Annotated in this window: 6 protein-coding genes; all 6 read right to left on the bottom strand. The window is 58.6% G+C overall.

Going from position 1 to position 11961, the window contains the following annotated elements:
- Window positions 1-59 precede the first annotated feature (59 nt).
- Window positions 60-1157, bottom strand: a complete 1098-nt coding sequence (locus WCA10_RS11405) for a LacI family DNA-binding transcriptional regulator (protein ID WP_472822645.1) — start codon at window positions 1155-1157, stop codon at window positions 60-62.
- 33 nt (window positions 1158-1190) lie between these two features.
- Window positions 1191-2492 (bottom strand): glucoamylase family protein, encoded by a 1302-nt coding sequence (locus tag WCA10_RS11400; RefSeq protein WP_472822644.1) that lies wholly within the window; start codon window positions 2490-2492, stop codon window positions 1191-1193.
- 313 nt (window positions 2493-2805) lie between these two features.
- On the bottom strand, window positions 2806-5637 hold the full coding sequence (locus WCA10_RS11395) for a UPF0182 family membrane protein (RefSeq protein WP_472822643.1): 2832 nt from the start codon (window positions 5635-5637) through the stop codon (window positions 2806-2808).
- 84 nt (window positions 5638-5721) lie between these two features.
- On the bottom strand, window positions 5722-8892 hold the full coding sequence (locus tag WCA10_RS11390) for an efflux RND transporter permease subunit (protein WP_472822642.1): 3171 nt from the start codon (window positions 8890-8892) through the stop codon (window positions 5722-5724).
- The gene (locus WCA10_RS11385; RefSeq protein WP_472822641.1) at window positions 8892-10469 is read right to left on the bottom strand and encodes a FixH family protein; all 1578 of its coding nucleotides are present in this window, start codon (window positions 10467-10469) and stop codon (window positions 8892-8894) included. Before WCA10_RS11385 ends, WCA10_RS11390 begins: the two co-directional genes overlap by 1 nt.
- Window positions 10466-11809 (bottom strand): TolC family protein, encoded by a 1344-nt coding sequence (locus tag WCA10_RS11380; RefSeq protein WP_472822640.1) that lies wholly within the window; start codon window positions 11807-11809, stop codon window positions 10466-10468. The genes WCA10_RS11385 and WCA10_RS11380 overlap by 4 nt, the downstream gene beginning before the upstream one ends.
- Window positions 11810-11961 lie beyond the last annotated feature (152 nt).

Raw genomic sequence — 11961 nt, 5'->3', positions numbered from 1 at the left:
ACACCGTCCTTTGTTGGAATGACACCGTTGAACATGGGAAGAACATCAGCCCCGAAGCTCTAACTTGGAATATCCGGTGTTCTGAAGGCAGCCGCTTGCGCTTCGGCGGTTTGGCTGGAGGCTTCTGCCAGCGATATGATGTGCCCCGTGGATTTTCGCACGACAAGCTTGGGATAGACGGTGATTGCCTCGGGTTGGGGATGCGGGATCTCATTGCGGATGAGAGAGAGCAAGGTGCTCGCGGCCACTTGGCCCATGCTGCGCAGCGGCTGATGAATGGTGGTTAACGGCGGGTGGTGCATCGACGCGGCCGTGATGTCATCAAATCCAAGAACCGAGATATCTTTGGGGACGCGCAGGCCTGCTTCGCGCAACGCCGAGATGGCGCCGATGGCGGTGACGTCGTTGAAGGCGAAGATCGCGGTGAATGGGTGATTCGATTGCAGAAGCTGGCGTGTCATTTCCTGTCCAGGAGCAGGGCCGGGCTCGGGACTTTGCAGCTGAACTACAGTGCGGTCGTCGATTTCAATATGGAGATCGCGTGCCGCTTGCACGATGGCCTGCCAGCGTAAGACAGTGTCGGAACTGAATGCCTGGCCCTTGATGAATGCGATCAGCTTATGGCCAAGGGATTTCAGATGCGCGAGTGCGAGGTGCGCGGCCTGGTCGTGGTCAAGCTCGATGTTGATGACGCCGTCGCGGCGATCGTGACCCGAGATTGAAACGACCGGTACCGGGAGTTCCTCATTCATAGGCGAATCGACGGCGATGATGCCTTCCACGGATCGCGCAAGCATCATGCGCGGGTATCCTTCGAGGAGATCGGCGCGGTGGCGATGGCTGGCGACGAAGTAAAAGAAGCCGTCCTTGAGTAACTCATCTTCAATCCCGCTGATGACGGTGGTCGAGTAGCCTTCGCTGATTTCGGGGACGATGACGCCGATGGTGTAGGTGCGCTTCTGCCGCAGGCCACGTGCCATGGTGTTGGCGACGTAGCCGTTGAGAGCGGCAGCGTGGAGCACGCGCTGCTGGGTTTCTTCGGCGATGCGGTGCGCTGTCGCTTCTCCATTAATGATGCGGGAGACCGTGGACTGCGAGAGATCGAGCATGGCTGCGAGCTCTTTCAGCGTAATCGGCTTGATGGGTGCTTTCGCCACGTTACTCTGCTTTCGGAATCGTCTTATACGCAATCATGCGGTTGCGTGGAACCCTGCGCTCTGCATTGCACGGGTTGGCTCGGGATTGCGCATGAAAGTATTCCAAACCAGGCCCGTACGGAGGTTTTCTGCCATCAGCACCGAGATGCCCTGATCGATGCCGAGGACGTCGGGGTCATACCAGTTCGCGGCGGGGTGAAAGGCGTCGACAAATCCGTAGCGTCCCCATGCCCGCTTGCCCCACTTGTCGCGCATGGCGCGTTGAACGGCGATGCAATCGACGGGCAAAAAGGCCAGCGAGCCGGCAGAAGCATTGGGAACCACGGTTCCATCGAGCGGCCCCTGCGGCGGCGGCCCTCCCCATGCTGTGTAGCCGCCCTGGTAGTCGGATGCGGATACTCCCCAGTAGTCTTCGTTGTACCACTTGGGATAGGAGAGACAGAATGCTTTGTGCGCGCGGGTTGCTGTGATGGAATTCTCAAAGTAATTGGTGTACTTGTCTCGCTTGTTACGGAAATCGAACCACGCATGCGAGTACTGGTGGGTGAAGATCGGATCGTTGCCGCTGATGTAGGTGAATTCCTTGAAATGGATGACGGGACGGGTCCAGTTTAGCCAGTATTCACCGCCGACCGGGTGCGTGGGCGAACCGATGGCCAGCAGATAGATCATCATGAGTTCGCAGAAATGTTCCCAGCGCGCATCGAGGAAGCCGGAATCGGGATGCCATCCCATGGAGAACGTCTTGCCGCCGTTGAGCATCCATGGCCAGTCGACGCGTTCATAAATCTGGGTGGCAAGCGACTTGATCTTCGGATCGCTGAAATACGCGTGTGCGGTGAGGACGCCGCAGAGAAGCAGGGAAGTGTCGATGGAGGAAAGCTCGACACCTTTGACGCGTTCGCCGGTCTCGATGTCGCTGAAGTGATAGAAGAATCCGTGAACTTCAGGGAACTTGTTCAGGTGCCAATCGAGCGTGGTTCGAACGCGATCGACAATCTGCGCATGAGGCAGGTAGCCGCGCTTGTCCGCGATGCACAGCGCGGTCAGTCCGAAGCCGGTCGCGGCAATGCTGGCCATGCGGCGCGGGTCGCGGCTGCCGTTGAGGTCGTTGCGAGCACGATCGAGCACCTGTCCGGTTTTGTCGCTGCCCTGCTCCCAAAAGAAGAGACAACCCTGCCGTTCCAGATCGTCGAGAAAAGCTTCATCGCCGCTTTTCGGTTGCCAGGAACCGGCAGCGAAGAGCTTCGAAGGGAGGAGCGCGCAGCCACCGGCGGCGGCAAGCGATTGCAGGACCCTGCGGCGTGTCAGGGGTAGTGCCGGTGCATCGTGCATCAAGGTATTCCTCCTGCTTCGCTCAGCCGGATCTTCGATCACGCAGGTCGTGTACACTCCAGCAAATACTGTAGCCGTACAGTCGATTTGAAATGCTCGAATCCCTGCAAGTCTGTTTGCCAATCGACAGATTGGAGTAAGGTCAAAAGCAGCTATGCGCTTAATTCGCGTGCGCAATAGATTGCGCACGGCCAATTTTTATCATTCACTGAATTGCATCGTCAAGATTTTTCGAAGAGCGCACGTGACTCCGGCACGCATTGCCGATGACGACCGTGCTCAGGAATCGACAATCCGCCCTTGGGAGAACCGTTTACTTCCGCCGGCTGTTGAGCTCATTTAGCTTGGTCTTCAACTGATCGAGCTTTTGTCCGGCTTCGCCAAGCTTTCCCTGCGCGGTGAGGCGCTGATAGTCATCGAAATCCTTCGCGGCGCCTTCGATGAGCGCATTGAGATCGGCCGGTGTTGCCGTCGATTTTGTTGCCGCAGGAATGCCGGAAGACTGCGCGGGTGCGCTTGACTCCGTCGCCAGGCTCGATACTTCGCCGCCGAAGAGCGAACGGAGCGCGGCTTCGAAGGTGGAACCGTAGGCGAGGCGATCCTGCAAGGCAAGCACGACGAGGCGCAACTCCGGCATAGGACTGCGCTCGGCCTGGAGATAGATTGGCTCAGCATAGATGAGAGCCTTGCCGCATGGAATGACGATGAGCGTGCCGCGCCGCACACGCGATCCCTGCTGATTCCACAAGCTGAGCTGCCCGGAAAGCTGTGCGTTCTGATCGATGCGCGCTTCTATCTGCAGCGGGCCATCGACGAGACGGGTCTTGGGAAAGTCATAGACGACTGACTTGCCAAATTGTGCTCCATCGCTGCGGCCGGCGATCCAGCCGATCAGGTTATTGCGGTTGGAAGGTGTGAATGGCAGAATCTCGATAAACTCGGTCGAGGATTCGCCCGGTAGCTTCATCAGAACGAAATTCGGATCCATGGGTTGCGCAGCCTGGTCGCCGGATGAAGTCATGCCGACTTCGGATGCGACGGTCCACAAATCCTCGCGGTTGTAAAAGACACCCGGATCCGTCATGTGATACAGGCCGTAAGCAGCGGCCTGCAGGCGCAGAAGCAGCTCAGGGTAGCGCACATGCCGGCGAAGATCGGGAGGCATGGTGGATGCATCTTTGAACAGTTGAGGGAAGATGCTGCGGTAGGTTGCGATAATCGGATCGTCCGGATCGAAGACGTAGAACGTTGTGGTTCCGTTGTAGGCGTCGATCACCACTTTCACGCTGTTCCGCATGTAGTTAATCTGGTCGTTGCCGAGAGTGTAATGAGTGGAGTAAGGGTAGCTGTCCGACGTCGTAAATGCGTCGAGCATCCACGACAGCCTGCCGTCATCGCCGACCACGATGTACGGGTCGGAATCATAGGTGAGGAAGGGGGCAAGAGTCCTTACGCGGTCCAGAATATTCCGTCTCATCAGCAGCCGGCTCTGCGCACTGATGTCATCGCTGAAGGGAAGCTTGGTGAGGTCGTCGCGATCGAAGGCGATCAGGAGACGCCGCGGGAACGATCCCAATTCGATGCCGCCTGTGCCCTCGTACGTCGCCATGCTGTTGGTTTCGCCCTGGGGGTAGTCGAACTCTTTCTGGCGTGTTTTGACGTAGACGTCGGTGTTGGTGAGCTGGCCGAAGTAAATCTCGGGACGCTTGACCTGAATCGACGGGACCATGCTTTGAATGGGCATATTGCTCAACAACAGTGTTGGCAGGCCTTCCGAGGTAAAGCCGTTGACCGGATTCATGGTGATGCCGTAGCCGTGGGTGTAGATGAGCTTCTCGTTGATCCAGTTGCGGCTGCTTTCGGGGAGCTTTTCGATATTCAACTCGCGTGTCGCCAGCATTACCTGTCGTTCTTCGCCGTTGATTTCGTATCGATCGATGTCGATGTCGGGGAAGTCGTAGTAGGTGCGGATTTCCTGGATCTGGCGGAGGGTATCCTGCAGCGCGTGCCAGTCCCACAGACGGATGTTCTGGAGTGTAGGCTGATTATTCGCGGCATCGGCGGATTCAACAGTGACGTCGGCGGGAAACTCGTGTTGGGCAATCTGATCGAGATTGAATGCCTGGCGCGTGAATTGAATGTTGTGCCCGATGAATGGCTGCTCGCGGACCAGTTCGTTGGGCTTGACGATAAAACTGCTCATGTACCAGGCGCTGACCTGCACGACGAGGAAACACGCCACAGCCGGCACAGGGGCCGCGAGGAGGCGACTCACGCGCGGACGAAGAAAAATGTTGGAAGCGGCAATGCCGGCTCCCAGGATGAGCGCGGCGCAGACCACCAGCAATCCGCCGAGGATCAGATGATCGTCGGTATAGGTTACTCCGCTGAAGACAGTGTGATCGGCGAGGATTGTGTCGAAGCGGCTCAGCCAGGTGCGCATCGCAACGACGATCAGGAGAAAGGCAGCGGCAGCGGAGAACGCGCGCCACGGCAGCGAGGATGATCCGTAGGCGCCTTCCCGGAAGAGCTGCGAACTGCCCGTGAACAGGATGAAGAGTCCGGCGATCGCACAAACCAGCACAGCAATCATCAGGAGCCATCCGAAGAGAAAATGCAGTGCCGGAAGCGTAAAGAAATAGAAACTGAGGCTTTTGCCAAAGATGGGATCGCCCGGCCCGTTTGTGGCGGCTCCCTGAAACCAGAAGAGAGCAAAACGCGTCCATTCGCTCATAAAACTTGCGCCAGCCAGCAGCGCAAAGAACGCAGATCCAATCAGACCGCCGACCTTCAGGACGGGATCGACGGGAAGCTCGAATGTGCGGCTGCCGAGAACGATGGTTCCGGCGTTGTGCAGTTCGTCACGGCATGCACGCCTGAGCGCCGAGAACCATGCAAACAGAATCAGAAACGTGAGGACCGTTGGAATTGCAAATGCGGCCCACTTGAAATCGAGTGTTCTCCAGAAAACCTGGGAATAGCCGAGAGAGGAGAACCAGAGCGAATCGACGTAGTAGGAGATCGTAGTGCGCGCACTGAAAAGGATGACAAGGACAGCCAGGACAATCCAAAGGATGGCGCGGCGGGGCTTGATTGGCGGATCTTCTCGAATTGGGTATACGACACGTTCGTGGACCACGCTCACCAGCTTTCGCCGGAGAGATTATTCGTCAATATCCGGCAAGCGCAATTGTACGGCCAAGGGGTGAGCAGCTTGTGAGGCAATAACCTATCTGGTTGCCGCCAACTGCTCGTCCGCAGTTTGACCCTTGACTGCAGTGAGGCGTCCCGCGCGCAAATCTCGCCGCTTCATCAACAGGAAGAAGACCGGCACGAGGATCAGGACGTGAATGGTGGATGTGATCATTCCGCCGAGAATGGGCGCGGCGATGGGCTTCATCACATCCGAGCCAATGCCCGATTCCCAGAGAATGGGCGCGAGGCTCAGCACCACTGCGGTGACGGTCATCAGTTTGGGACGCAGACGTTGGACGGCGCCGTCGATCGTGGCCTTTTCGAGGTCATCGTCGGTGAGCGGACCACCGGTCTTGAGACGATGCTCCAGGGATTCGTGAAGATACACCACCATCACGACACCCGTTTCCACGGCGATTCCGAACAGCGCGATGTAGCCAACCCAGACCGCAACGCTGAAGTTGTAGCCAAGAGCCCATTGAAGCAGCAAGCCGCCAGACATCGCGTAGAGTGTGGGAAAGATCAGGATGGCGGCTTCCGCCACGGATTTGAAAACGAGGTAAAGCAGCAGAAAGATCACGAAGAAGACGACCGGCAGGATGATCAAGAGACGCTGGCGGGCGCGGACTTCAAATTCGTATTCGCCGGCCCAGTGCCAGGTGTAACCTGCAGGCAAAGCGACGGTCTTTTCAAGCAGATGCGTTGCGCGATCGACGTAGCCGCCATAGTCGTTTGTCGTGAGGTTCAAATAAACGTATCCAGTCAGTGAGCCATCTTCATCGCGGATCATTGCCGGTCCGCGCGAGAACGATACGCGCGCGATCTCGCTGATCGGGATCTGCTCGCCAGTGGGAGTCGGGATAAGAGCTTTGCCGATTGCCTGCGGACTATCGCGAAAATCGTGCTGATAGCGCACGGCAATGGGAATGCGTTGCCGGCCTTCAACGTTTTCAGCAATGTCGGCTCCGCCTATTTCGGAATTGATGACGCGCTGGACGTCACCTACGGTCAATCCATAACGCGCCGCCACGGGACGATTGACCTCAATGTTGAGATAAAACCCCTGCGACACGCGTTCTGCAAAGACGGAACTGGTGTCGGACATGCCTGACAGCACCTGCTGCATCTGAGCGCCAATGTCCTGGACGCGAGCGAGATCGGGACCCTGAATTTTGATGCCGACTGGCGTCTTGATACCGGTGAGTTCCATGTCGAGGCGATTTTGCACGGGCATCGTCCAGGTGTTGGTGAGTCCAGGAAATTGCAGCTTCTCGTCCATGTCATGAATGAGCTTTTCGTAGGTCATGCCGGGACGCCACTGCCCGCGCGGTTTCAGCATGATAGTGGTGTCGTACATATCGAGCGGCGCGTTATCGGTGGCGCTGTCAGATCTTCCAACGGTACCGAAGACGGTTGCGACTTCAGGGAAAGTCTTGATGATCCGGTCCTGCTGCTGCATGAGCGCGACTGCCTGCGTGACGGAGATTCCCGGTAGTGCGCTGGGCATGTAGAGCGATGAACCTTCGTAGAGCGCGGGCATGAACTGGCTGCCAAGGCGGAAGTAAAGCGGAATGGTCGCAGCAAGAAATGCGAGATTCAGGATCACGACAAGCTTCCAGTGCTTGAGGCACCAGCGAAGGACGGGCAGATAGATGGCCTGCGTGATGCGCGCGGCGGGGTTTTGCGATTCAGGGCGGAGCTTTCCGCGAAGGCAGAGGGGCATCAGCGCCGGGACAAGCGTGATGGAAAGCAAGGAAGAGAAGACAAGGGCGAGAGTCTTCGTCCATGCGAGCGGGCGAAACATGCGGCCCTCCTGCGCCTCGAGAAGGAAGACAGGCAAGAACGACACAACGATGATGACGAGGGAATAGAAGAGCGCAGGTCCGACCTGTTGCGCTGCGCCGATCAGGATGCGATGGTGCTCTTCGCCGCTTGGCGTTTCGGTGCGTTCAGCGAGATGGCGATATCCGTTTTCGACCATGACGATGGCCGCATCGATCAGCACACCGATCGCTAACGCGAGGCCGCCGAGCGACATGATGTTCGAGCTGACGTGCAGGTAGTACATGGGAATGAACGCCGCGACGACAGCGATGGGCAACGTGAGGATGGGCACCAACGCCGAACGAAAGTGAAAGAGGAACGCGATGCTGACGAAGCTGACGATGATGGCTTCGAAGATCAGGTCACGCTTGAGGGTGTGAATCGATTCGTTGATGAGCCACGACCGGTCGTAGCCCGTGTCGATTTCAACGCCGGGAGGCAATGACGGAGCAAGCTCTTTAAATCGCTGCTTCACGCCTTCGATCACGTCGAGCGCATTCATGCCGTCTCGCATCACCACGATGCCACCCACGGTTTCGCCCTGTCCCTGCCAGTCGGCAGCGCCTCGCCGGACATCGGGCCCGAACGATACCGTGCCCAAATCGCGGACCAGCACCGGCGTGCCGTTTTTGGTTGCGACAGGCACGTTTTCGAGATCGGCGAGGGTGCGCGCGTAGCCCATTCCACGAATCATGTATTCGGCGCCGCTCATCTCGAGAACATCGCCGCCGACTTCGTTGGTGCTCTGGCGGACCTTCTCGATCACCATGGATGTCGGAATGCCGTAGGAGAAGAGCTTGTTCGGATCGAGGTTTACCTGGTACTGGCGTACGAATCCGCCGATGCTTGCAACTTCCGCAACACCGGGAACGGTTTGAAGTTGATAGCGCAGGTACCAGTCCTGCAAGGAACGCAGATCGGCAAGGCTGCGTGTATGGGTGCGATCGACGAGCGCATACTCATATACCCAACCTGCTCCCGTTGCATCGGGACCAATGGCCGGATGCACATCCGCGGGCAATTTTCCGGCAATCTGCTGGAGGTACTCCGTCACGCGCGAACGCGCCCAGTAGAGATCGGCGCCGTCCTGAAAGACCACGAAGACGTAAGAGTCGCCAAACATCGTTTGTGCACGCACGTTGCGAACGCGGGGCGCGGAGAGCAATGCGGTGACGATGGGATAGGTCACCTGGTCTTCGATGACGCTGGGCGGTTCGCCGGCCCACGGGGTGTGGATGATGACCTGGACGTCGCTGATGTCGGGTAGCGCATCGAGCGGCACGTGCACCATGCACCAGATACCCGCGACGGCGAGCAGAATTGCGGCCGTGATGACCAGGAATGGATTGCGTGCGCACCAGGCGATGGTTCGAGCGATCATTACATGCCTCCCGTGGCGCTCACGCTGAGCTGCTTTGTTGCGATCGTCGTGCCGGCGCGCTGAACCGTGATGGTCACCTGCCAGGTTCCGCCTGCGTCAAGGTGGAGCGGCGATTCATAATTGCCGTTGCCTTTTTCGGTGAGAGATACGGAAGCATGTTGAGCGGCCATGCCCATCGCGGGCATCGCGGGCATGAAGAACGTTATGGTCGTCTGCACTCCGCTTAGGGTCTTGCCGTCGGGGCCGGTTAACCGTACGCGCACGGAATTCGCACCTTTTCGCGGGGGGTTGGGTTCGGTGATGAAGTCAATCTGCACTTGTGCGGCTGATTGCTGCGGACCGGAGGCCGCTTGTGATGGCGGAGGTGCGAAGCTGCCCATGGCACTCTGCAATTGAGCCTCGGAATCAACCAGAAAATTGGCGGAACTGACGATGCGATCGCCGGCTTTGAGTCCTTTGAGCACGACGATAGAATCGCCGAGCGTGGGACCGGTTTCAATTTCGCGGGGTTCCAACGAACCCTGTCCGCGGTCGATGAACGCGATCTGGCGCGAGCCGGCCTGCAGAACACCGGAAACGGGAATGAGGAGCTGGCGGCCGAGTGGAGCGGCGATATCGACGTTGACGTACATCCCGGGCTTCAGCGCAACACCGGGATTGCTCATGACGAGACGCACGCGCACAGTGCGCGTGGTGACATCGACATCGGGAAGGATTTGATCGATGCGGCCGTTGAATTTACGCCCAGGGTACGCGTCCACCGAGACCTGGGTGCGGTCACCGGGCTTCAAGCGGCCCACGTCCGTTTGAGGCACGTTGGCGTAGACCCACACGGTAGAGAGATCGGCGATGGTGTAGAGCCTTGTTTCAGGCTGCACGTACGCATTGGGCAGCGCATTGCGCTCGATGATGTAGCCGGATGCCGGCGAATCGATTGTGATTTCGTGATTCGCGGTGCCGCTGGAGTCAAGATGCGCGATTTCTGCTTCGGGTATGTCGAAGCGGCGCAGACGCTCGGCAGCGGCCTGCAGAAGCCAGTTGCCTTCTTCCGCCGGAGTTCCGTGCATGTGCTCCGAGACGGATTTCTGGTTCTTTTTCGCCAGCAGGTACTCCTGCTCGGTGCTTACAAGGTCGGGACTGTAGATGGTGAAAAGACTCTGTCCCTTGCGCACGTATTGGTAAGTCGCATTCGCAAAGACATTGCGAATCCATCCGGGAAAGCGGGTCTGCACATACGAGATCCGCTGTTCGTCGATCGCAACGCTTCCTGGAGCCTGCAGTTCGTCGCTTACTTCTTTCATTTCCGCGACAGCCGTCGTGACGCCAATTTCCTGCATGCGCTGCGGCGACATTTGAACGGGCGTGAGCGCCGGCTCTTCCGGGCCGGTGGGTTGAGACTTGCCGCCGCCGCCGCTTTGCGAAGGTGCTTCAGGGCCTCGCGCGACAACGGGGCCGGTGTCGGTTTGTGATGATGCCGGGGCCCAATGACGCCATAGCACGTACCCCAGAGCGGCGGCAAGACCTACGCAGAGCAACGCGCATACAGCGAACGCATTCTTTAAGGATGTGTCAGTCATTTCGTAATCTCCTGCGCAGTCAGCGGTGCGCCCACTGCCATCTCAAGGTCGGCCATCTTGATGTTGAAATCCGCGAGCGCATCAATGGACCCCAGGTCGACATCCACGACGGTCATCTGGCTGTCGAGCAGATCGAGGAACGAAGTCTCGTCGTTCTCATAGGCCACGACTGCGGCGTGCAGCGTCTGATCTGCCTGCGGTTTCAGCGAGTCTTGATAGACACGCGCCAGGCGCTGTGCTGCACGAGCCTCGGCCAGGGACTCTTCGATCTGATCAAGGGCCTCCGCTTTGATGGCCGTGACTTCAGCACTGTTTTGAGAAGCAGATGCAGCGGCCTCACGGACTTCGGCATCGTGTTTGCTGCGATTGAGCCAGGGCAGGGACATCGATCCTTCAACCATGTAGTTGTTGCGCGGGCTCATGCCCGACGGCATCAACATGTACCCGGCGGAAACGCTGAAATCGGGCACCATCGCCTTTCTGGCAAGATCCTGTTCCTTGCGGCTCTTTGCTTCGGCCGCCAAGGCCTCAGCCAGGTCCGGGCGCGCTTGCATCGCGGAGGATACGAGCGCCTCAAGAGCAGGCAGCGGAGTGTTGACGGCGTAGTCGCCTTGAACATCGATCGGAGTCTCGGGCTGCCGGCCCATCAGGGTATTGAGGCGGGCGCGGGCCACATCTCCGTCGCGATCAAACCGGATCATGTGTTCGGCCAGACGCGTGAGGGCAAGTTGCGCCTTGAGGATTTCGACTTGCGGAGTCTTGCCGACGCTGTACTTGATGCGCGCGGCCTCAATCGCCTGCTGCGCGATCCCCACATGTTCGTCGTGAATGTGAATCTCATCCTGCGCAAGGAGCATCTCGAAAAACGCTTTGCGCACATTCACGCGTACACGCAGGCGCGCCTGGTCCAGTTCGTCCCTTGCCAGATCGACATCGGACTGGGCAATGGATGTGCGAAGCCCGCGTTTGCCACGGCCTGGAAAAGACTGCCCGAGCATGAGCATGTTCTGCGCGCTGTTGTAGTCATAGGGGTGCGCCAGCGGCACCTGCCAACCGCGATACATGGCTTGAGGATCATCGAGCGCGCCCGCCAACGGGACATGCGCCTGGGCGGCTGCAACTTTTCGGGCGGCAAGCTCAATCTCTGGATTCTGAGCGAGAGCGATGCGTTCCACTTCATTCAGCGAGAACGCGGTCCCGGGTGCGGTGGTGGCGTGTGTGGTGCCGATCAGTGCGCTCAAATCGCCGATCGCAGTTGAACCGCCTGGGGCCTGTGCCTTACAGAAAGGCAACGTGAGCGCAAGGCTGAGCGCACTTGTCCATAAATATCGAGTCTTCATCTCTCCCTCAAAGGCCGTGCGAGTTGGGGCCAGACCAAGCGCATCCGGCACATTGGGCCGGGTACACGAAACCTGATTGCAGACGGAAGGGTGAGTGCCTAGATTCGAAGGATGAAAGAACGACCGGAAGCGGGTGCGCCTGGGGGCGCTTC

It is taken from the genome of Occallatibacter sp., assembly GCF_049582745.1.
In the GTDB taxonomy this organism is placed as follows: Bacteria; Acidobacteriota; Terriglobia; order Terriglobales; family Acidobacteriaceae; genus Telmatobacter.
Note: the sequence above shows the minus strand (reverse complement) of the source record. Positions and strands in the feature narration are given on the sequence as shown.